Origin of the sequence: Paraburkholderia sp. MM5477-R1, from assembly GCF_050436385.1 — a bacterium.
Classification (GTDB): Bacteria; Pseudomonadota; Gammaproteobacteria; order Burkholderiales; family Burkholderiaceae; genus Paraburkholderia; species Paraburkholderia tuberum.
Genome location: NZ_JBNDMC010000007.1, coordinates 273727 through 295502, shown reverse-complemented (window position 1 = coordinate 295502; position 21776 = coordinate 273727). Strand labels below are relative to the sequence as shown.

At 63.8% G+C, this 21776-nt stretch carries 20 protein-coding genes and 1 pseudogene; 11 read left to right on the top strand and 10 right to left on the bottom strand.

All coding sequences use genetic code 11. From position 1 onward, the window contains the following. Positions 1 to 55 precede the first annotated feature (55 nt). Positions 56 to 913 carry a tRNA cyclic N6-threonylcarbamoyladenosine(37) synthase TcdA gene (tcdA, locus tag OKW35_RS30175; RefSeq protein ID WP_429553977.1) on the bottom strand — a complete coding sequence of 286 codons (858 nt, stop codon included), beginning with the start codon at positions 911 to 913 and terminating at the stop codon, positions 56 to 58. A gap of 266 nt (positions 914 to 1179) precedes the next feature. On the opposite strand from tcdA, the gene pdxH reads away from it, so the two are divergent. The 3 genes from pdxH to OKW35_RS30160 all read left to right on the top strand — a co-directional run bounded on the left by pdxH (position 1180) and on the right by OKW35_RS30160 (position 4630). Next, on the top strand, positions 1180 to 1821 hold the full coding sequence (gene pdxH, locus OKW35_RS30170; RefSeq protein WP_090801646.1) for a pyridoxamine 5'-phosphate oxidase: 642 nt from the start codon (positions 1180 to 1182) through the stop codon (positions 1819 to 1821). A 149-nt stretch (positions 1822 to 1970) separates the two neighbouring features. Then, positions 1971 to 3185 carry an SAM-dependent methyltransferase gene (locus tag OKW35_RS30165; RefSeq protein ID WP_090801647.1) on the top strand — a complete coding sequence of 405 codons (1215 nt, stop codon included), beginning with the start codon at positions 1971 to 1973 and terminating at the stop codon, positions 3183 to 3185. Between the two features lie 107 nt (positions 3186 to 3292). Further along, a complete protein-coding gene (locus OKW35_RS30160) occupies positions 3293 to 4630 on the top strand; it encodes a DUF72 domain-containing protein (protein ID WP_429553976.1) in 1338 nt (445 codons plus the stop codon). 63 nt (positions 4631 to 4693) lie between these two features. Here OKW35_RS30160 and msrA read toward each other — a convergent pair whose 3' ends face one another. Beyond that, positions 4694 to 5233, bottom strand: a complete 540-nt coding sequence (gene msrA / locus OKW35_RS30155; RefSeq protein ID WP_429553975.1) for a peptide-methionine (S)-S-oxide reductase MsrA — start codon at positions 5231 to 5233, stop codon at positions 4694 to 4696. 199 nt (positions 5234 to 5432) lie between these two features. Between msrA and OKW35_RS30150 the strand changes: the two genes are divergently transcribed. After that, positions 5433 to 5693 carry a hypothetical protein gene (locus OKW35_RS30150; RefSeq protein ID WP_429553974.1) on the top strand — a complete coding sequence of 87 codons (261 nt, stop codon included), beginning with the start codon at positions 5433 to 5435 and terminating at the stop codon, positions 5691 to 5693. A gap of 51 nt (positions 5694 to 5744) precedes the next feature. Then, entirely contained in the window at positions 5745 to 6254 is a 510-nt protein-coding gene (locus tag OKW35_RS30145) for a flavin reductase family protein (RefSeq protein WP_090801653.1), read from the top strand. A gap of 73 nt (positions 6255 to 6327) precedes the next feature. On the opposite strand, the gene OKW35_RS30140 is transcribed toward OKW35_RS30145, so the two are convergent. Beyond that, positions 6328 to 6849, bottom strand: coding sequence for an Lrp/AsnC family transcriptional regulator (locus OKW35_RS30140; protein ID WP_090801655.1), 522 nt, complete (start codon positions 6847 to 6849; stop codon positions 6328 to 6330). Positions 6850 to 6979: 130 nt separating this feature from the next. Between OKW35_RS30140 and kynB the strand changes: the two genes are divergently transcribed. The 5 genes and pseudogenes from kynB to OKW35_RS30115 all read left to right on the top strand — a co-directional run bounded on the left by kynB (position 6980) and on the right by OKW35_RS30115 (position 11806). Next, entirely contained in the window at positions 6980 to 7684 is a 705-nt protein-coding gene (gene kynB, locus OKW35_RS30135) for an arylformamidase (protein ID WP_429553973.1), read from the top strand. Next, positions 7671 to 8921, top strand: coding sequence for a kynureninase (gene kynU, locus OKW35_RS30130; RefSeq protein WP_429553972.1), 1251 nt, complete (start codon positions 7671 to 7673; stop codon positions 8919 to 8921). The genes kynB and kynU overlap by 14 nt, the downstream gene beginning before the upstream one ends. A 137-nt stretch (positions 8922 to 9058) precedes the next feature. Then, positions 9059 to 10076, top strand: a pseudogene (locus tag OKW35_RS30125) (IS110 family transposase). A gap of 272 nt (positions 10077 to 10348) precedes the next feature. Further along, positions 10349 to 11275 (top strand): tryptophan 2,3-dioxygenase, encoded by a 927-nt coding sequence (gene kynA / locus OKW35_RS30120; protein ID WP_429553971.1) that lies wholly within the window; start codon positions 10349 to 10351, stop codon positions 11273 to 11275. A 159-nt stretch (positions 11276 to 11434) separates the two neighbouring features. Next, positions 11435 to 11806 carry a contact-dependent growth inhibition system immunity protein gene (locus OKW35_RS30115; protein ID WP_260321048.1) on the top strand — a complete coding sequence of 124 codons (372 nt, stop codon included), beginning with the start codon at positions 11435 to 11437 and terminating at the stop codon, positions 11804 to 11806. Positions 11807 to 11899: 93 nt separating this feature from the next. On the opposite strand, the gene OKW35_RS30110 is transcribed toward OKW35_RS30115, so the two are convergent. From OKW35_RS30110 to OKW35_RS30080, 7 genes are all read right to left on the bottom strand, one after another. Then, the gene (locus tag OKW35_RS30110) at positions 11900 to 12637 is read right to left on the bottom strand and encodes an SDR family oxidoreductase (protein ID WP_429490095.1); all 738 of its coding nucleotides are present in this window, start codon (positions 12635 to 12637) and stop codon (positions 11900 to 11902) included. Continuing rightward, positions 12634 to 14178, bottom strand: coding sequence for an FGGY-family carbohydrate kinase (locus OKW35_RS30105; RefSeq protein WP_429553970.1), 1545 nt, complete (start codon positions 14176 to 14178; stop codon positions 12634 to 12636). The genes OKW35_RS30110 and OKW35_RS30105 overlap by 4 nt, the downstream gene beginning before the upstream one ends. 31 nt (positions 14179 to 14209) lie before the next feature. Next, positions 14210 to 15298 (bottom strand): alcohol dehydrogenase catalytic domain-containing protein, encoded by a 1089-nt coding sequence (locus tag OKW35_RS30100; protein WP_429553969.1) that lies wholly within the window; start codon positions 15296 to 15298, stop codon positions 14210 to 14212. Positions 15299 to 15338: 40 nt separating this feature from the next. Next, the gene (locus OKW35_RS30095) at positions 15339 to 16346 is read right to left on the bottom strand and encodes an ABC transporter permease (RefSeq protein WP_187614003.1); all 1008 of its coding nucleotides are present in this window, start codon (positions 16344 to 16346) and stop codon (positions 15339 to 15341) included. Continuing rightward, positions 16333 to 17853, bottom strand: a complete 1521-nt coding sequence (locus OKW35_RS30090; protein ID WP_429553968.1) for a sugar ABC transporter ATP-binding protein — start codon at positions 17851 to 17853, stop codon at positions 16333 to 16335. The genes OKW35_RS30095 and OKW35_RS30090 overlap by 14 nt, the downstream gene beginning before the upstream one ends. A gap of 62 nt (positions 17854 to 17915) precedes the next feature. Further along, complete coding sequence (locus tag OKW35_RS30085) at positions 17916 to 18869, bottom strand: substrate-binding domain-containing protein (protein WP_184051485.1); 954 nt, start codon at positions 18867 to 18869, stop codon at positions 17916 to 17918. Positions 18870 to 18980: 111 nt separating this feature from the next. Further along, positions 18981 to 19958, bottom strand: coding sequence for an AraC family transcriptional regulator (locus tag OKW35_RS30080; RefSeq protein WP_429553967.1), 978 nt, complete (start codon positions 19956 to 19958; stop codon positions 18981 to 18983). Between the two features lie 378 nt (positions 19959 to 20336). Between OKW35_RS30080 and dalD the strand changes: the two genes are divergently transcribed. Next, on the top strand, positions 20337 to 21758 hold the full coding sequence (gene dalD / locus OKW35_RS30075) for a D-arabinitol 4-dehydrogenase (protein ID WP_429553966.1): 1422 nt from the start codon (positions 20337 to 20339) through the stop codon (positions 21756 to 21758). The last annotated feature ends 18 nt before the right edge of the window (positions 21759 to 21776 follow it).

Sequence of the window (21776 nt, the reverse complement as noted above, 5' to 3'; positions counted from 1 at the left end):
TTTGCCCGATGGCAGCCTGGGTCAGCGCGGTTGAAACCGCCGCCCGGGCTGCCACCTAAACCGTCGCCTTCTTCGCCAGCTCCCGCAACACGTACGCCGCGGCCGCAAAACCAAAGCTCGCGGTCACGCACACGCTGGAGCCAAACCCGGCGCAGTTCAAGCCGACTGGCCCCGTATGCCCCGGCGACGTGCTCACGTGCTCGGCTTCTTCATCGATATCGCAGACGGCCGCTTCCGGATAGATCAGCGGCTCGTCGGAATACACGGCGTTCACCTTGAACTTCGCCTTCGGCCCGCGCGGAAAGCCATGCTGCTTGCGCAACTGCCCGCGCACCTTCGACAGCAGCGGGTCCTGGATCGTCAGCGCGAGATCGTCGATGCGGATCCGCGTCGGGTCGAGCTGACCGCCCGCGCCGCCGACCGTGATCAGCGGCTGGTTGCGCTCGACGCACCATGCGATCAGCGCGGTCTTCGTGCGCACGCTGTCGATCGCGTCGATCACATAGTCGAAGCCGCCGCCGAGCGTGGCCGCGAAATTGTCCGGCTCGACAAAGTCCTCGATCAGCCGCACCTCGCAGTACGGATTGATTGCCGCGATGCGTTCGGCCATCGCTTCGACCTTCGGTTTTCCGTAGTTGCCGTCGAGCGCGTGAATCTGCCGGTTCGTGTTGCTTTCCGCGACGTTGTCGAGATCGATCAGCGTCAGCGTGCCGAGCGCGCTGCGCGCAAGCGCCTCCGCGACCCACGACCCCACCCCGCCGATGCCGATCACCGCGACGTGCGCACCCTCGAATGCGGCGAGCGCGGGCGCGCCATACAGACGGGCGATGCCGCCGAAACGGCGCGCGCGGTCGGCGGTTTCGTTCGCGTCGAGGCTGGTAGTAAGATCGGATTGCGCGGCGGTGCTGGACATGATGGCAGGGCTCGAAAACACAGGCGGAACAAAGCAGGCGGCGGCGCTTTGGCAAATCGCCTGGGCAAATTGCTTTGGCAAATGGGGCGCGCAGCCCGTATTTTGCCTGAACACGTGAAAACAGCCGCGCAGGACCACGAGCAGCGACGCAATGTTGCAGGCTTGCGCCGGCGCAACATGCGCCGCGCCATACGTTGCTTCGCTCGCGCGCAAAAACCTGACGCCTTAGCTATACTTGGCCCACACTGTAGCGTTCGCATAAGAATATGATCTCACTCGCCGAGCTTCGAAAAAACTACTCGCTGGGCTCACTGGACGTTGCCGACGTCAACCACGATCCGTTCCGTCAATTCGACACGTGGTTCCAGCAGGCCATCGACGCCAAGCTGCCCGAGCCGAATGCAATGACGCTGGCCACGGTCGACGCGCGCGGCCGGCCTTCGGCACGCATCGTGCTCATCAAGGGCGTCGACGAGCGCGGTTTCGTATTCTTCACCAACTATGAAAGCCGCAAGGGCCGCGAACTGAACGTGAACCCCTACGCGAGCCTGCTGTTTCACTGGATCGAACTCGAACGCCAGGTGCGCATCGAGGGCCGCGTCGTCAAAACGAGCGAGGCAGACAGTGACGCGTATTTCGCGTCCCGTCCGCTCGGCTCGCGGATCGGCGCATGGGCATCGAATCAGAGTCAGGTGATTGAAAGCCGTTCGCAGCTCGAAGTACGCGAACGCGAAATCAGCCTGCAATACGGCGAAAATCCTCCGCGTCCGCCGCACTGGGGTGGCTACCGTCTGGTGCCCGACGCGATCGAATTCTGGCAGGGGCGGCCGTCTCGGCTGCACGATCGTCTGCTTTACACGCGCGCGGAAGAAAGCGCCAACTGGCTGATCGCACGCCTGTCGCCCTGACCGGTCGATGACCGGACGAATGAGGCCGGCGGCGGCGCCAACGTAGCGGCGCGCGTCGGCGGGATTGCGTTGCGCGGCCCGCGGAATGCGCCGCGCCATGTCGCGATCCACATAGCTTTGCTTTAAATCAACGAACACGGAGAGATCACATGTTCTGGGAGAAAAAGCTGGCGCAGTGGGTTGAAGATGTCAAAACCACAGCTAACCTGCCCGCACGCCTCGTGCTGTGGGACGGTCAGCAACACGACTTCGGGCAGTTCGCCGCGCCCCGGGTCACGCTACACGTGAAGAGCGCAACCGCGCTGCCCTATCTGCTCGAACCGAGCCTCGACAATCTTGGCGAAGCCTATGTCAAAGGCAAGATCGACATCGAGGGCAAGCTGTCGGACATCATCAATATCGGCTATCAGCTCGCGCGCAGCACCGTGACGAGCGCCGGCAAGCTCGCGCGCGTGCGGCGCTACTTCAATCACTCGAAGACGTCGGATAAGAAAGCGATCCAGTATCACTACGACGTGTCGAACGAGTTCTACAGGTTGTGGCTCGACGAGAACATGGTCTACTCGTGCGCGTACTTCGAGACCGGCACCGAAGACCTCGCGACCGCGCAGTTGAAGAAGATCGATCACATTCTGACCAAAATCCAGCTGCAGCCCGGGCAGCGTCTGCTCGACATCGGCTGCGGCTGGGGCGCGCTCGTGCTGCGCGCCGCGCAGAAGTTCGGCGCGAAGTGCGTCGGCGTCACGCTGTCGCAGAACCAGTTCGATCTCGCCACCGCGCGCGTGAAAGCGGCGGGCCTCGAAAACCAGATCGATATCCGCCTGCAGGACTATCGCGACGTCAAGGGGCAGTTCGACCGCATCACGAGCGTCGGCATGTTCGAGCACGTCGGCCGCAAAAACCTGCCCGGCTATTTCCAGAAGATGCACGATCTGCTCGCCGACGACGGCATCGCGATGAACCACGGCATCACGTCGAGCGATGCCGATAGCGGCGAAACCGCGCTCGGCGGCGGTGAGTTCATCGACCGCTTCGTGTTCCCGGACGGCGAGCTGCCGCACATCAGCCTCGCGCTCGAATCGATGCAGCGCGGCGGGCTCGAACCGGTTGACGTCGAAAGCCTGCGCCGTCACTATGCGCACACGCTCGACATCTGGGCGGAAAATTTCGAAGCCCACGCAGACCAGGCGCGCAAGCTCGTCGACGACGAAAAATTCCGCATCTGGCGCGTGTATCTGGCCGGCTGCGCGTATGCGTTCGAAAACGACGACGTGTCGATTTTCCAGGTGGTGTGCCGCAAAGCCGGCCGCAGCGCGAAAACCCTGCCATGGTCGCGCCGCTACATGTACGAAAAACCGCTGTGACCCGGCTGTGGCCCGGCTGTGACCCGGTTTGTGACCGGTCGCGCCGCGGCGGCGTGCATGGAGCGCGCGCCGCGGCGCAATTCTGATGAACAGCAGGCCGGACATTGATGGACCAGAGCAGGACGAGTGACGTCGAAGAGCCGTCGGACGGCAAGGACGGCAGCGCGGACGATGCGGCGCATCAGGCCGCGCAGCAGTTCGATCTGTTCGGGATGCCGGTGGAGGCCGCGGCAGAAGCGCCGGCCATGTCCCCACGTGAAGCCGATTCGGCCGCCAGCGCTGCTGCGCGGCCAGAGCACAAGCGCACGCCGAAGACCGCCATATCCAACGCCCCCGCGTCGCTGTTCGAAGCCGACACCCGGCCCGACAGCCCCACTCCTGAACCAGACTCCGCGCCGGACTCCGCCGACGCCCCGAAAAAGCGCCGCAGCCGCGACGTGCTCGCTGCACCGCCCTCGCCGGAGCTGCTCGCGCTCGCGGCGCAATTGCCGCCGCAGATCCACCTCGGCACGTCGACATGGTCGTTCCCGGGTTGGACAGGCATCGTCTACGGCGATGACTACAGCAACAGCAAACTGTCGCGCGAGGGCTTGAGTGCGTACGGCGCACATCCGCTGCTGAAGACGGTCAGCATCGACCGCTCGTTCTACCAGGCGTTGACGGTCACCGAATACCTGCGCTACGCGCAGCAGGTGCCCGAGCACTTCCGCTTCATCGTCAAGGCGCCGATGACGATCACCGACGCCACCGTGCGCGCCGAGCGCGGCGAGCCGGTGTCGCTGAACCCGTGCTTCCTGAACGCGCAGATGGCGATCGACGATTTCGTCACACCCTGCCTCGAAGGCCTCGGCGCAAAGGCCGGCGCGCTGGTGTTCCAGTTCTCGCCGCTGCCGGATCAGATGCTCGCGCAGCCGGCGGTATTCATCGAACGACTGGGAGAGTTTTTCGACGCGCTGCCCGGGCTGCCCGACGGCAGTTGCTACGCGGTCGAGATTCGCGACGCGAGCTTGCTCACGCCGCGCTTCATCCGCATGCTGAAGACGGCTGGCGTGCGCTACTGCGTCGGCATTCATGCGCGGATGCCCGATCCGCTGCGCCAGGCCGCGGCGCTCGCGCTGCTCGATGGTGAGCCGGCCGGTCCGCTGATCGTGCGCTGGAGCCTGCACGGCGGTTTCAAGTACGAACAGGCGAAGGCGAAGTACGAGCCGTTCAACCGGCTCGTCGACGAAGATCCGGCGACGCGCGCGTCGCTCGCCGAACTGGCCGCGCGTTACGCGCTCGCTGGTCAGCCGGTCGTGATCGCGGTCAACAACAAGGCGGAGGGATCGGCGCCGCTCAGCTGCGTGAAACTGGCCGAAGAAATCGTCGAAGCCTGCGTGCGTGTCACGCAGGGACGCGGCGATAACGGCGACGAGGCGCCATCGCGAGCACAGGAACCGCAGTGACGAACAGCAGCAGGCGGTCTCCCGCATCCGCCCGTTGCCGACTCCAATCCCCACGCTGCGCCGTTAACCCGCCTTGATCCGATGGGCGAACTTCTGGCGGAATTTCGCGACTTTCGGCGCTACCACGAACGAGCAGTAGCCCTGATTCGGATGCTGCGCGAAATAGTTCTGGTGGTAGGCCTCGGCGGCCCAGTAGTTGTCGCCGAGCGGCAGCACCTCGGTCACGAGCTTGCCGTCGTAGATGCGCTGTTCGCCGATCTCGCGAATCGCCTGCAGCGCGGTTTCGTGCTGCGCGTCGGAATGCGTGAAGATCACCGAGCGGTATTGCGTGCCGACGTCGTTGCCCTGCCGGTTCAGCTGGGTCGGATCGTGGATCGCGAAAAAGATGTCGAGAATCTCGCGATATCTGATCTTGGCCGGATCGAAGTCGACCTTGACCACTTCCGCGTGACCGGTGTCGCCGTCGCAGACCTGCTCGTAGCTCGGATGGCGCGCGTGACCACCCGCATAACCCGACTCCACCGCATTGACGCCCTCGACGCCCAGATACACCGCTTCGAGGCACCAGAAACATCCACCGCCGAGCGTTGCTGTCTCGTTCATAAGCTTCACCCCAGGATCAGATTCACACAATGATCGGCAGCCGGCCTGCGTAGCGCCGCCGTATCTGCCACCGCATCCGAATATATGGCCGAACACGCGTTCTGAAAGGCGCAGTCAGGCACGAGTCAGGCACCCGTCGCGCAATGACCGCAAATCCGGCCGTGCAGATATCGAGTATAGAAACGCCGGCACGCGACGTGTGAATAACCGTGCCTCACACACGCAAGCGCCGCGCCCGCGCCTCGATCCAGCACGATCGTCAAATTTTCGGGTGCAGCCTTTCGAGGCGATCGTCGATGCAACCGCCCGGCTGCCACGCGCCGCACGCATTGTGCTGCGGCGCGCGCGGCGATTGCAGTTAAAATTGGCGGAAATCAACGATTTTCACCATGACTTTCGAAACATCCGCTTCCCGCCGCGCGGGTATACGCTTCAATTCGCGCTTCAATTCGCGCCTTGATTCGCGCTGCAGTCGTTCTTTCACACGGCGCGCGACGGGGGCCTCGCCCCGATGAAGCGCGCGAGCCCACCCAACTTCGACCCGTCCGCGTTCAAACAGGCGCTCAGCCAGTTCGCGACCGGCGTCACCGTGATTACGACGCGCGCCGCGTCCGGTCAATTGATCGGCATCACGGCCAGTTCGTTCAACTCGGTGTCGCTTTCTCCGCCGCTCGTGCTGTGGAGTCTCGCGACGCGCTCCGCGTCGATGCCGGTGTTCCGCGCCAACAGTCACTACGTGATCAATGTGTTGGCCTCGACGCAGCTCGATCTGTGCAAGCGCTTCGCGACCGTGAAGGGCGACCGCTTCGAGGGCGTGTCGCACGCGGCGGGCGACAGCGGCATGCCGGTGCTCGACGGCGCACTCGCGTGGTTCGAATGCCATAACCGCAGCCGCTATGAGGAAGGCGACCACGTGATTTTCGTCGGCGAAGTGGAGCGCTGCGGTGTGCATGAAAATGCCGCGGACATGCTGCCGCTCGTGTTCCAGAGCGCGCAGTTCCACGGCCTGAAGCCGCTTTGAGCGGCGCGGCGCTTCCCTGGCGTCTGTAGCGCCTGTCGGTCGGACGCGTCGAAAACGGCGCGCCCCGCCCTCATCATCCTGAACGGTCGCTATGCGTGGCTCCGTGCCCGCTGTTCTTCTTCACGAGCGACACCGGCACGCCCGAATCTTCCTTCAGCGTTTCGAGCACGATGTTCGAGCGGATGTCCATCACCCCCGGCGCCTTGTACAGGCGATTGAGCACGAAGTCCGAATAGTGCTTGAGGTTGTGCGCGAGCACGCGCAGCAGATAGTGGGTTTCGCCGGTCACGACGAAAGCGCCGACCACTTCGGGCCAGTCGCGCAACGCTTCGGCAAAACTCTCGTGCCAGTTCTGCTGGTCGTTGCGCATCGATACCTGCACGAACGCTTCCAGCTCGAACCCCAAAACTTCGCGGTTCAAGCACGCTCGGTAGTGTTCGATGACGCCCTGCTCTTCCAGCAGACGCAGGCGTCGCAGACAGGCCGATGGCGAGAGCGAGATGCGCTCCGCCAGGTCGAGATTGCTGATCCGTCCTTCCTGCTGAAGCACCGTCAAGATACGGCAATCGGTGGCGTCGAGCGAGATCGCGTTCATATTCGGTCTCCCTTTCCTGTTTGACTCAAATTATGTTCCAAGACACGGCTGGTAAGGAGATTTTTTCGCAATCACATTTCACAGCTTGACCTCTATCATTTAGAGATAGTTACCAACCGTCGACACCGTCATGCGAGCACTCTGGGACATCACCCCCGCCGTCGATACCGCCACGCCCGTCTGGCCGGGCGACACGCCGGTCGGCATCGAGCGCGTCTGGCGCATGGAGGCTGGCTCGCCGGTCAATGTCGCGCGTCTGACGATCTCGCCGCACACCGGCGCGCATACCGACGCGCCGCTGCACTACGACGTCGACGGCGCCGCGATCGGCAACGTGCCGCTCGACGCATATCTCGGTTTATGCAGAGTGATTGACTGTATCGGTGCGTCGCCTGTTGTGACGCCACAACATCTTGCCGGCTCGCTCGACGATTTGCCGCCGCGAGTCTTACTGCGCACTTACAGAAAAGCGCCGACGCGCGAGTGGGATAGTGCGTTCTGCGCGGTCGCGCCCGAGACCGTCGACCTGCTCGCCGCGCGCGGCGTGAGGCTGCTCGGCATCGACACGCCGTCGCTCGATCCGCAGGAATCGAAGACGATGGACGCGCATCACCGCATTCGCGCGCACCGGATGGCGATTCTCGAGGGCATCGTGCTCGACGCGGTCGAACCCGGCGACTACGAGCTGATCGCGCTGCCGCTGAAGCTGACCACGCTCGACGCGAGCCCGGTGCGCGCGGTGCTGCGTGCACTGCCCGGCTCGCGCTCAGCCACGCTCCCCGGCGAGCGATCAACCCGACAACCCAACCCATCGAACCCCCATGAACCATCGTGATGAAGCCGTGGCGCTCGACAGCGCCGAACCGCTCGCAGCGCTGCGTGACCAGTTCGCGCTGTCGCCGACGACCATCTATCTCGACGGCAATTCGCTCGGCGTGCCGCCGGCCGCCGCCGCGCAGCGCGCGCAGACCGTGATCGCCGCCGAATGGGGCGAGGGACTGATCCGCAGCTGGAACAATGCCGGCTGGTTCGCGCTGCCGCGCCGACTCGGCAACAAGCTCGCGCCGCTGATCGGCGCGGCCGAAGACGAAGTCGTGATTACCGACACGATCTCGATCAACCTGTTCAAGCTGCTGTCGGCCGCCGTGCGGCTCGCCAATGCGCGCGATCCGAAGCGTCGCGTGATCGTGTCCGAGCGCTCGAACTTCCCGAGCGATCTGTATATCGCGCAGGGCCTGATCGAGCAGCTCGATCGCGGCTACGAGCTGCGCCTCGTCGACGATCCGTCCGAACTGCCCGACGCGATCAGCGAGGACACCGCGATCGCGATGATCACGCACGTGAACTACCGCACCGGCTACATGCACGACATGGCCGCGCTGACGAAGCTGATTCACGACAGGGGCGCGCTCGCGCTGTGGGATCTCGCGCATTCGGCGGGCGCGGTGCCGGTCGATCTGAACGGCGTCGGTGCCGACTACGCGGTCGGCTGCACGTACAAGTACCTGAACGGCGGTCCCGGTTCGCCCGCGTTCGTGTGGGTGCCTAGACGTCACCAGAACGGGTTTGCGCAACCGCTGTCGGGCTGGTGGGGGCATCGCGCGCCGTTCGAGATGAACCCGACGTATCAGCCCGACAACGGCGTGGGCCGCTACCTGTGCGGCACGCAGCCGATGGTGTCGATGGCGCTCGTCGAATGCGGGCTCGACGTGTTCCTGCAAACGTCTATGCAGGCGGTCCGCCAGAAGTCGCTCGCGCTGACCGATCTGTTCATCGAACTCGTCGAGACACGTTGCAGCGAATTTCCACTGAAGCTCGTGACGCCGCGTGAGCATGCGAAGCGCGGCTCGCACGCGAGCTTCGAACATCCGCACGGCTACGAGGTGATGCAGGCGCTGATCTCGCACGGCGTGATCGGCGACTATCGCGAGCCGCACGTGCTGCGCTTCGGCTTCACGCCGCTGTACACGCGCTTCGTCGACGTATGGGACGCCGTCGAAATCCTGCGCGACGTGCTCGCCCGCGAGGCCTGGCGGGCCCCTGAATTCGCCCAGCGCGGCGCCGTTACCTGAGGAGATGGTATGGACGCCTCCCTCCCGCGTCGGATAGGAGAGGCAGTAGGAACGGCGGAGCCCTCGCTATACCCGACGGCATCAGAGTGCCAAAGTGGTGGTGTCAAAACGACCACTGAGGGTAAGGAGGGCTCGAAATGAAGACTACGACGTTTGGCGTGGACCTGGCAAAGCGGGTCTTTCAGGTGCACTGGGTAGACATGGACACAGGCGAGATCAACCGTCGTCAGCTCAAGCGCGAACAGCTCGTGACGTTCTTCGCGAAGCAGGCGCCCGCGCTCATCGCGATGGAAGCGTGCGGCAGCGCCCATTACTGGGCACGCCGCTTCGCGAGCTTCGGTCATCAAGTCCGGCTCATTGCGCCGTCATTCGTCCGACCGTTTGTGAAGCGCAACAAGACCGATGTGGCAGACGCGCAGGCGATCTGGGAAGCTGCACAACGGCCGGAGATGCGTTTCGTCGCTGTGAAGAGCGAAGCGCAGCAAGCGGTGCTGACGCTGCACCGCGTGCGCGCACAACTGCTCAAGATGCGTCGCATGCAGATTAACCAGACGCACGGCTTGCTGTACGAGTTTGGCGCGGGCAGTGCATCGCGGCTCGCACAGCATGAGCGACGCGGCCCGCATGCTTGGCGAGCTGGCCGACGCTTTGCCCGCCATGGTCATCGACACGCTTCGCGAACAACTGCAGCGTATCGAAGCGCTCACGCGCGACATCCGTGCCATTGAACACCGGCTCGCAGCATGGTTGCGCCAGGACGAAGGGGCCACGCGGCTCGCCGCCATTCCGGGTGTGGGCCTGCTCACGGCGACTGCCGCCATTGCCACCATCGGCGAGGCGAGTACGTTTCGCTCCGGGCGCGAGTTCGCCGCGTTCCTCGGTTTGGTGCCACGGCAAAGCGGCACGGGAGGTCGCGTCAAGCTGCTGGGCATCAGCAAAAGAGGCGACGTGTACTTGCGTACCTTGCTGATTCACGGCGCGCGCGCAGTGCTCTCGCATCCGAAGCACCTGAGCGACGCGCTGCAACGTTTGCTCGCGCGACGACCGTTCAATGTAGTGGTCGTCGCGCTCGCAAACAAAACGGCACGCACGATCTGGGCGCTGCTTGCCCACGCTCGAACGTACCAATCTGGTTACGTGGCTCACGCTGCGTAGAAGATCAACTAACTATGGAGACGTGGTCGCTAATAGGTTGCGCAGGTTGATATACATGTGATGGCGAAACAGGTCGGACCGCGGGGAAGCAAACCTGAATTCTGTCTTGTCCTTCGAGGACTCGCAGGAGATGAGGACTTCCCCGGCAGATTCCATCAGGGCCAGCGGATCACCATCCGCACCACAGGCCGGATATAAGTCTGCAACCTCATCCTGTCCGTCACACACCGAATATCACCTGGCAAACCGGGAGGCGTCCATATAACGACAGAATGACCGATCACATGCACACGCCGGGCTTGCCAGAAGAACCGGCGGCACAAGGCTGCCCGTTCGGGCACCGACGGACGGCGTCGGCGCCGTCCGCGAGCGCGGCCGACAGCGGCTGGCACGACGCGCAGCTCGACTTCTCGGAGTCGATGAGCTACGGCGATTATCTGTCGCTCGGCACGCTGCTGGACGCGCAGCATCCGTTGTCGCCGGATCACAACGAGATGCTGTTCATCATCCAGCATCAGACGAGCGAGCTATGGATGAAGCTCGCGCTGTACGAACTGCGCGCGGCGCTCGCGGCCGTGCATCGCGACGACCTGCCGCCCGCGTTCAAGATGCTTGCGCGCGTGTCGCGAATCATGGAACAGTTGGTGCAGGCGTGGAGCGTGCTCGCGACGATGACGCCGTCCGAATACACGGCGATGCGGCCGTACCTCGGCAGTTCGTCGGGCTTTCAGTCGTATCAGTACCGGCAGATCGAATTCCTGCTCGGCAACAAGAACGAGCAGATGCTGAAGCCGCACGCGCATCGCGCCGACGTGTACGCGCAAGTGAAGGCATCACTCGAAGCGCCGTCGTTCTACGACGAAGTGGTGAGGCTGCTCGCGCGCCGCGGCTTCAGGATTTCGCCCGCGCGGCTCGAACGCGACTGGACGAAGCCGACCGAACATGATGCATCGGTCGAAGCGGCGTGGCTCGAGGTGTATCGCAATCCGTCCGAGTATTGGGAGCTGTACGAGATGGCCGAGGAACTCGTCGATCTGGAGGATGCGTTCCGCCAGTGGCGCTTCCGCCACGTGACGACGGTCGAGCGCATCATCGGCTTCAAGCAGGGCACCGGCGGCACGAGCGGCGCGCAGTATCTGCGCAAGATGCTCGACGTGGTGCTGTTTCCCGAGCTGTGGCACGTGCGGACGATGCTGTAGCGGTTAGCGCGCGTAAGGCACTTCCCGGGCAAACCTGGCATCCTGGCGGGGAACAAAGAGCAAGCCAACACTATTACGCAAGTTCGGAGTTATCCGAATCTTGAGAGATGGTCAGCATGGCAGCATCGGAACCCCATAAAAACATCAGAGTGTTTCGATATGCCCGGTGCCGATGACGACGAAGGACTGAAGGTTGTACTGAGTGCTCAGCAACTCGCGGCTGTGCTATCCGGCCAGTCGATCAATCTGAGATACGAAAATTTGTATCAATTGATTGGTGGCCGCTTCCATGAAGATTTCGACTTGTTCGGAAACACAATTGAGGAATTGGTTTTGTCTTTTACATGCGAATGCACACCGGAAGAGATTTACGCGACGGTGGCCGAGATAGACCGATTCAAGAGCGATCATGCGGGGAACCTTGACGCAGCATTTGAGGAAAATTTTGGCTACCAGTGCGATCCGACCGTGTGGGAGCAGACCACTGAGGCTTTCCTTGACAAGCTTAAGCGTCTTCTTCTGAGTGAGTAGCCCGCACTTCCTCCCACCGGACGGCCCCACACCGTCTGGTAGGGCCTCCGCGTACTTCCATTTCACCCGGCAACCGACAGTGCCTGACACCCGCTAGCGCGCGGTATAACCACCATCGATCGGCAAACACACCCCGCTGATCATCGACGCCGCGTCGCTCAACAGAAACAGAATCGGCGCGGCGACTTCCGCCGATTCGGCAAAGCGCCTGAGCGGAATAGCCTGCAAAGCGGGATCGCGTTTGACAGGATCGCTCCACGCCAGCACCGCCATCGGCGTCAGCGTGACCGTCGGGTTCACGCTGTTCACGCGAATTCCGTACGGCCCCAGCTCGATGCACAACGCGCGCGTGATCGCATCGAGCGCGGCCTTCGATGCCGAATAGCTCAGATGATCGTCGAGCGCGACGAGCGCGGCCTGGCTCGACACGTTGACGATGCTGCCCGCGCGCCCCGCGTCGAGCATGCCACGCGCGACGTGCTTCGCGACTAGCACCGCCCCGCGCGCATTCACCGCCATCACGCGATCGAAGCTTGCGGCCGTCGTTTCCACCGCGCGTTCGAGCAACGCGATGCCCGCGCAATTCACCAGACCGTCGAACGGTTCGAGCGAGGCCATTGCTTCGTCGATCACGGCTTCGTCGCTGATGTCGAGCCTCAACGGCTCGCAACCGGTTTCCTCGGCGAGGCGCGCGAGCTCGTTCAGGTTGCGCGCGGCCGCGACGACCGACGCGCCGCTCGCGCACAGCGCCTCGACCGTCGCGCGGCCGATGCCGCTGGAGGCGCCCGTCACCAGAATCGAGCGGCCGGAAAAATCGAAAGTAGCGTTCATGATGATTGCAAGCGATGCATGACCGGCTTCAACGCCGGATAGAGGTCCGTGTACACGCCGAAGCGCTCTTTGTATAGCGCCATGCGCCGTGCCTCGGGCTGCGCGCGCTCGATCAGCGTGACCCAGCCGCCTTGCGCCGCTTCGCGCGACACGAGACCGACGCCGAGCGCGGCGAGCAGCGCGGCGCCCATCGCGGCTTCGACGTCCTGCTCGATCGTGTAGACCGGATAGCCGGTGACGTCGGCGATGATCTGCATCCACAGGTCCGAATGCGCGGCGCCGCCGACCACGATCAGCTTATCGTCGAGCGATTGCGCGCCTTTGCGCCCCGCCTCGATGTTGTGCTTCAGCGCGAACGACACGCCTTCGAGCACCGCGCGATACAGATGCGCGCGCGTATGAAACAGCGACAGCCCGACGAACGCGCCGCTCGCCTTTGCATCCCACACCGGGCTGCGCTCGCCCATCAGATACGGCAGGAACAGCACGCCGTCGGCGCCGGCCGGCACTTGCGCGGCGCTCTCTTCGAGCAGCCGATGCGGATCGCCATGCGGTGTCGCGCGCGCGGCCTCGATCTCCGCATGACAGAACTGCTCGCGATACCAGCTGACCGACGCGCCCGCGGTAATCGCGCCGCCGAATACGTAGATGTCGTGCTGCCCGTTGAAAACGTGCGGCATGCTGATCAAACCGTGCCGTGCGTCGACACGCTGATTGAGGTAACCCCAGCACATGCTGGTGCCGATCATCGCAACGTGCTGCCCCGCGCGCGTGACGCCGGCCGCGAACGTCGCCATCGCCGCATCGACGCCACCCGCGACGATCGCGGTGCCCGCGTCGATCCCGAGCTGCGCGGTCCATTGCGACAACAGCCCGCCCACCACCTCCGACGATTCGACCAGCCGCTCCGGCATCATCGTCGCGGGAATGCCGAGCATGTCGAGCGCTTCGTCCGACCAGTCGCGCCGCGCGATATCGTAGACGCCGCCGATGTTGCCGGCCGAGCTGTGATCGACGGCGACCTCGCCGGTCAGCATGTAGATCACGTATGCGTTCGGCGGCAAAAAATAGCGCGTATGCGCCCACACGTCCGGCTCGTTTTCACGCAGCCACAGCATCTTCGTATAACCGTAGTAGCTGTCCACCCCGTTGCCGGTGATCGTATAGAGCCGTTCGAGATCGACGTTCTCGCGCACCCAGTCGACCTGCGCGGTCGCGCGCCGGTCCATCCAGATCAGGCACGGCGCGAGCGGCCGCATGTCGTTGTCGACCGCAATGCCCGAGCCGCCGTACAGGCTACTCACGCACAGTGCCTTGATCGCGCCCGGCGCGATGCCGGCCGCCTTCGCCTCGCCGACGCACGCGGCCACGCATTCGACCACGGCCTTCAGCCACACCGCGGGCCACTGCTCGGCCCACAATGGCTTCGGCGTATCGGGCTGATAGCTCGACGCATGCTGCGCGACGATCGCGCCGTGCTCGTCGACCAGCAGCGCCTTCGTGCTCTGCGTGCCGATATCGACGCCGATGACGTAGTTCATAGAGTCTCCGTTGAAACGCCGCGCCCCAGATTCACGCGCGCGGCTTCATCAGCACCTTGATCGAATCGAGCGAGTTCGCGATCCTGATCGCTTCGTCCCATTCTTCCAACGAAAAGCCGTGCGTGACGATGCCCTTCGACGTAACGAGTCCGCGCGCGAGCAGATCGATTGCGATCGGATAGCAATAGGGCCCAAGATGCGCGCCGCGCACGTCGAGTTCCTTGCGATCGCCGATCACCGACCAGTCGAGCGTCGTATCCGCGCCGAACACCGAGAATTCGACGAAGCGCCCGAGCTTGCGGATCAGGTCCATCCCCTGATTCACCCCAATCGGCGCACCCGTCGTTTCGACATAGACGTCGCAGCCGTAGCCGTCCGTCAGTGAATGGATGATCGCGAGCGCGTCGTCCTTCCGAGGATTGATCGTCACGTCCGCGCCATATTCGCGCGCGAGTGCGAGCCGTTCTTCGACGAGATCGATCACGACGAGCCGCTTCGGCGTCTTCAGATGCGCGACCTGCGTCATCATCAGACCGAGCGGCCCCGCGCCCGCGATCACGACCACGTCGTCGAGTTGCAGATCGCCGCGATTGACCGTGTGAATCGCACACGCGAGCGGCTCGATGATCGCGGCGTCTTCGAGCGAGATGCCGTCGGGAATCTTGTGGACGATCGCGGTCGGCGGAATGCGCATGTACTCGGCCATGCCACCGTCCGCCACCTCGCGCTGAAAGCCGAAGATGTTGTGCACTTCGCACATCCAGTACTGGCCGGACTTGCAGTAGCGGCACTTGCCGCACGGCACGATCTGCTCGGCGATCACGCGCTCGCCCTTCTGCACGCCGAAATGCTCGGCCGCGCCCTCGCCCAGTTCCTCGACATAGCCGAAGAACTCATGACCCGGAATCACCGGTGCCTTGACCCATGGGCTCGGGCCGCCCCAGAACATCTTCGCGCCCGAATGGCATTTGCAGTCGCTCGCGCAGATGCCGCACGCGGCGATGCGGATCACGAGTTCGTGCGCGCGCGCGCGTGGTTTCTGTACCTGCTCGACTCGATAGTCTTTCGGTGCATGACAGACGATGGCGGTCATGTTCTGCTGGTCGGATTGAGTCGTCATTGCATGGTCCTGCGAAAAGAGGGATGTGGGGAAGCGAGCGTTACTTTCTGCGGTCGCGGCTGATATAGATTGCGAGCAGAATGATTCCGCCCTTGATCACGTTCTGCACGTATGGATTCACGCCGACCATGTTCAGGCCGTTATTCAGGACGCCGAGTAACAGCGCGCCGATCAGCGTGCCGATGATCGAGCCGCGCCCACCGGAGATCGACGTGCCGCCCATCACGACGGCGGCGATCGCGTCGAGTTCGAAACCGACGCCCGCGTTCGGCTGGCCGCTCATCAGGCGCGCGGTCAGCACGATCGCGGCAAACGCTGACGTCAAGCCGGCGATCGTGTAGACGATCAGCTTCACGCGCGCGACGCGCACGCCGGACAATCGCGTCGCCTGCTCGTTACCGCCGATCGCATACACGTAGCGGCCAAACGGCATCCGTTCGAGCAGCACCCACGCGATCAGATAGATCACCGCCATGATCACGACCGGTGCCTGGACGCCGAGAATCTTGCCGCTGCCGAAGAAGCTGACCCAGTCGGGCAGACCGTCGATCGGGTAGCCGCCCGTGTAGATCAGTGCGAGGCCGCGCGCGATACCCATCGTCGCGAGTGTGACGATGATCGGCGGCATGCCGGCGAACGCGACGAAAAAGCCGTTGGCCGCGCCGAAGCCGAGACCGACCGCGAGGCCGACCGCAAGCGCGGCCACCCCATTCATGCCGGCGACCATCAGGCCGGCCGACAGCGTGCCCGAGAGCGCCATCACCGAGCCGACCGACAGATCGATGCCGCCCGTCAGGATCACGCAGGTCATGCCGACCGCGATGATCGCGTTGATCGACACCTGGCGCAGCACGTTCTCGATGTTCGCGGCCGACAGAAAGCTGTCGCTCGCGAACACCATCACGATGCAGACGACCAGCAGGCCGATGAACGGATAGAACAGCGTCGAGCGCTTGAGCGCGGCCCACGTGAAGCGCACCGGCGCGCCCGGCGTGTCGCTGTTGACACTCGATGTTTTCGGCGAAGAGGAAGGATTAGGCATGTTCATGAGAGGCTCCGAGCGAACCGGCGGTCGCATAGGTCATCACGGCATTCGATTCGATCGCGTCGCCTTCGAGCAGCGCTTCGATGCGGCCCTGCCGGAATACGGCGACGCGGTCGCACATGCCGACGATCTCCGGCAACTCGGACGAGATCATGATGATCGAGTAGCCGCGCGCGGTCAGTTCGCGCATCAGCAGATAGATTTCGGCCTTCGCGCCGACGTCGATGCCGCGTGTCGGTTCGTCGAAGATCAGGATGTTGGTGTGGTGATTGAGCCAGCGCGCGATCACGACCTTCTGCTGATTGCCGCCCGACAGCGTCGCGACTTCGGTGTGCATCGTTGGGGCCTTCACGCCGACGCGCTTCATGATGTCGGCGGTCGCGCGCGCTTCGCTACGTTGGTCGATGAAGAAACGTAGCGACCGGTACTTGCCGAGGTTGTTGATCGAGATGTTCTGCTTGATCGAGAACTCGGTAATGAGCCCTTCGGTCTTGCGGCTCTCGGGCAGAATGCCGACGCCCGCGCGCAGCGCATCAGCCGGATCGGCGAGCTTCGCGGCCGCGCCGTTGACGCGAATTTCCTTCGCGTACGCACGGTCCGCGCCGATCACCGCGAGCGCGGTCTCGGTGCGCCCCGAACCGACGAGTCCCGCGAAGCCGAGAATCTCGCCCTCGCGCAGCGTGAAGCTCAGCTCGGGGCTGTCTTTGAACAGCTGCAAGCGCACGACGTCGAGCACGACCTTCGCGTCGGCGCGCGGCGTCGGCTTCGGCGGAAAGCTGCTTTCGATGCGGCGTCCCACCATCATCTGCACGAGCCGGCCCACGTCGGATTGCGCGACCTCGGTCATGCCGACGTACTGGCCGTCGCGCAGCACCGTGATGCGGTCGCACACCTCGAAAATCTCTTCGAGGTGGTGCGAGATGAAGATCATCGCGACGCCCTGCTGCTTCAGCTCGCGCATGATCGTGAACAGATGCGCGGCCTCGGCGGGCGTCAGCGTCGCGGTCGGTTCGTCGAGAATCAGCACGCGCGCATCGAGCGACAACGCCTTGCCGATTTCGACGAACTGCTGCTGCGCTACCGACAGTTCCCGGATCTGCACCGACAGATCGATCGCTACGCCAAGCCGCTCAAAAATCCGCGCCGCCGCGCGCCGCATGCTGCCGCGTTCGAGCAGACCGAAGCGGTTGCGCAATTCACGGCCGAGAAACATGTTCTCCACCGCGTTCAGATACGGAATCAGGCTGAACTCCTGAAACACGATACCGACGCCTGCGGCCACCGCGTCGTGATAGTTCGCGAAGTGGCGTTGCTCGCCGTCGAGCGTGATCGTGCCTTCGTCGGGCTGGTAGATACCGCACAGAATCTTCATCAGCGTCGACTTGCCCGCGCCGTTCTCGCCGAGCAGCGCGTGAATCTCGCCGCGCGCGATCTCGAGGTGAATGCCTTGCAGCGCCTTCACGCCGGGAAAGCTCTTGCTGATGTTGTCGAGCTTCAGAATCGTGTCCATCGCATGTTCCTGTGCCGCGCGCCGCCGCGCATGATCCGCACGCGCGGCGGCCTGCGCTTGCATTACCAGCTGAAGCCCTTAGCGTTGCTCTTGTCGATCATCTTCACGTCGACCGGAATCGCTTTCGGCACATTGGCGCCCCACTTCTTCGCGAGCGCGATGCCGAGCGCGATGCGCACCTGGTCGGCCGGGAATTGCGCAGACGTCTCGACGAATTTCGAATTCGGCTTCTGGATCGCGGCGATCGCTTCCGGTGCGCCGTCGACGCTCGTCAGCTTGATGTCCTTGCCCGACGATTCGATCGCCGACAGCGCGCCCATCGAGCCGCCGTCGTTCACGCTGAACACGCCCTTCAGATTCGGATGCGCCTGGATCATGTTCTCGGTGACGGACAACGCGGTCGCGCGTTCCTGCTTGCCGTTCTGCGTATCGACGAGCTTCACGCCCGGCGACTTCGCGAGCGCCGCCTTGCAGCCGCGCACGCGTTCGAGAATCGGCACGACCGGAATGCCGTCGAGAATCGCCACTTCGCCGCTGCCGCCGATCGACTTCGCGAGGTAGTCGCACGCCATCACGCCCGCGTCGTAGTTCTTCGAGCCGACGAACGAATCGACCGGACCGTTCGCGTTCGCATCGACCGCGACCACGACGACGCCCGCCTTCTTCGCCGACATGACCGCCGACTGGATGCCGGTCGAGTCGGTCGGATTGACGAGCAGGATGTCGATCTTCTTTTGCAGCATGTCTTCGACGTCGCTGACCTGCTTGCTGACGTCGTGATGCGCGTCGGTGACGATGACCGTCGCGCCAGTCGACGCGGCCGCGTCGTTCAGCGCTTTCTGCATCGTCACGAAGTACGGGTTGTTCAGTTCCTGGAACGTCATGCCGATTTTCAGCGGCGCGGCCTGCGCGGTCTGCGCGGCCGACACAGCGACTAGCGACAAACCGAACGCGAGCGCGGCGACACGGCGCGCGAACATCATCGAAGGGTTAAGCGAAAGAGTAGACGGCTTCATGGTTGTCTCCATTTTTTGAAGTGAGCACGCCCCGTCGCGCTGTGGGCGCACAGCGCGATCGATGCGTGTTGAAACGCGAGTGGAATAAAGCTGTGAACTACCGGATGGGCACTATGTGACCGGGTACGCGACGCCGCTACGCGACAAGCCCGGCGCGAGCACGATCGCCGGCGCGTTGTCGATGCCCCTGCCATGCGCGGCCGCCTGCTCGGAAGCATCGCGGCTCGCATCGTTCAGTTGCTGATAACGGCGAAACGTCGACGGCGCCATGCCCTTCATCGCAAGAAACTGCCGGTTGAAATTCGACAGGTTGTTGAAGCCCGCCTTGAAGCAGATGTCGGTCACGCTCAGTTCGCCGTCGGTCAGCAACTGGCACGCGAGATTGATGCGCATGCGGTTCACATACTGCACGAACGGCAGCCCGGTATGGCGGCGGAAATAACGCGAAAACGCGCTGACGCTCTGGCCGGCGAGTTGCGCAAGCTCCGACTCGCGCAACTCGTTCGCGAGGTTCTTGCCGATATACGCGAGCACGTGATTGATGCGGGTCGCCGCGAAGCTGGTCGGATCGGCCTGATAAGCGGGACTCGCGAGCGTGTCGCGATCCGGCGCGTTGATCAGGATCTCGAGCATCGACATGAACAGCACGAGCCGGCGCAGCCCGCGCGCCGCGAGCAGTTCGAGAAAGAGCGGCTTGATCTGCGCGGATGTCTCCAGGCCGAACGACAGGCCGCGACGCGCATCGGCGAGCAGCGCCTCGACCTGACGCCACTCCGGAAAACTCTCGAGACAGTTCGATACGAACTCCTGGCCAAACTGCACGACCAGATTGCGCTGCACGACGCTCTCGCCTTCGGGCACGTCGCTGACCCAGTTGTGCGGCAGATTCGGCCCCATCAGCACGAGGTTGCCGGGCGCGAAGCTGCCGATGTGATCGCCGACGAACATCTTGCCGGTCGTCGCGACGATCAGATGGATTTCGTACTCCGGATGAAAGTGCCAGCGCACCGTGCGATACGGATAGCCATGCGACCACACTTTGAACGATTCGTCGTGGCGTACGGCCACGATTTCGAGATCAGGTTGCACTGTCTGCCTCCATGAAGCGGCGCGCGGGAGGCACCGCCGATCTTGATCTTGTAAAGCGAAAAGTAACCGCCAAACGCGTTGGCGACCACTTTAAAAGAAACCGCGGACCGATACTTTTTTGTATTCGGGTTAGCCCCGACGCGTGCGCGGTCAAATTTGATGCAATGCAATATGAGCGGCGCGACTCGTTTTCTCGCCTCGGTTGCTCGCCGCTGCCGCCGACGCATCGCCCATGGCGCGCTGCGCCATCAAAAGCCCGCCCCCTTGCCTTGACTTTCGTTTCTCCGGGTACGATCATTCGCTCACATACAGAGCAAATGCTCTGCACGCACAGAACGCGCGCCGCGAGCGCCGCGGACAAGTTTTTGGAGACACAACATGAACAGCGGGCAAGGCAGCGGCGCGGCCGCACACGTGATCCTGCACATCGGCGCGGGATCGTTTCATCGCGCGCATCAGGCGTGGTATCTGCACCGGCTGAACGAAGCGAGCACGGCCGGCGAGCCGCGCTGGTCGCTGAGCGTGGGCAATATCCGCGGCGACATGAACCCGGTGCTCGAAGCGCTCGCCGCGCAGAACGGCGTCTACACGCTCGAAACCGTCACGCCGCAAGGCGAGCGCGCCTACGAGACGATCCGCTCGATCGAGCGCGTGCTGCCGTGGAGCGAAAGCCTCGACGGACTGATCGACGCGGGCGCCGATCCGGCTTGCAAGATCATCGCGTTCACCGTGACCGAAGGCGGCTATTACCTCGACGAACACGACCGGCTCGACACCGCGAATGCCGATCTCGCCGCCGACCTCGCCGGCGGCCACACGACGATCTACGGCGCGCTCGCGGCGATTCTCGACGCGCGCGTGAAGCGCGGCGCGGGACCCGTCACGCTGCAGACCTGCGACAACCTGCGCAGCAACGGCGAGCGCTTTCATGCGGGCATGAGCGAGTTTCTCGAACGACGCGGCGCGAACGAACTCGCGCAATGGTTCGACGACAACACGTCATGCCCGTGTTCGATGGTCGATCGCATCACGCCGCGTCCGACGCCCGACGTGCGCGAGCGCGTGAAGGCCGCGACCGGCGTCGACGACGCGAGTCCGGTGATGGGCGAGGCGTTCATCCAGTGGGTGATCGAAGACCGCTTCATCGCGGGACGGCCCGCCTGGGAGAAGGTCGGCGCGGAACTCGTCGATTCGGTGCTGCCGTACGAGGAAGCGAAGATCCGCATTCTCAACGCGACGCATAGCTGCATCGCGTGGGCGGGCACGCTGGTCGGCCTGAACTACATCCACGAAGGCACGCTCGATGCCGACATCCGCCAGTTCGCGTATGACTACGTGACCGAGGACGTGATCCCGTGTCTGACACCGAGTCCGCTCGATCTCGAACGCTATCGCGACGTCGTGCTCGAGCGCTTCAGCAACCCGCATATCCTCGACACGAACCAGCGCGTCGCCGCCGATGGCTTCTCGAAGTTGCCCGGCTTCATCGCGCCGACACTCGCCGAATGCTTCGAGCGCGGCGTCACGCCGGCGGCGAGCGCGATGCTGCCCGCGTTGTTCTTCCGCTTTCTGGAACGCTGGCACACGGGCAAGCTGCCCTACGCGTATCAGGACGGCGTGATGGAAGAGCGCGTCGCGCACGCCTTTTTCACGGCGCCCGATCCGCTGCGCGCGTTCGCGGCCGACCGGCTGCTGTGGGGCGGCATGGCGCAGACGCCCGAGCTCGAAGCGGCACTCGCGGGCGCGCTCGCGCGGGTCGACGCATGGCTCGCCGAACGCGGCGCGACTAGCCAGGCTTAATGCGCATGACAGCGCGCG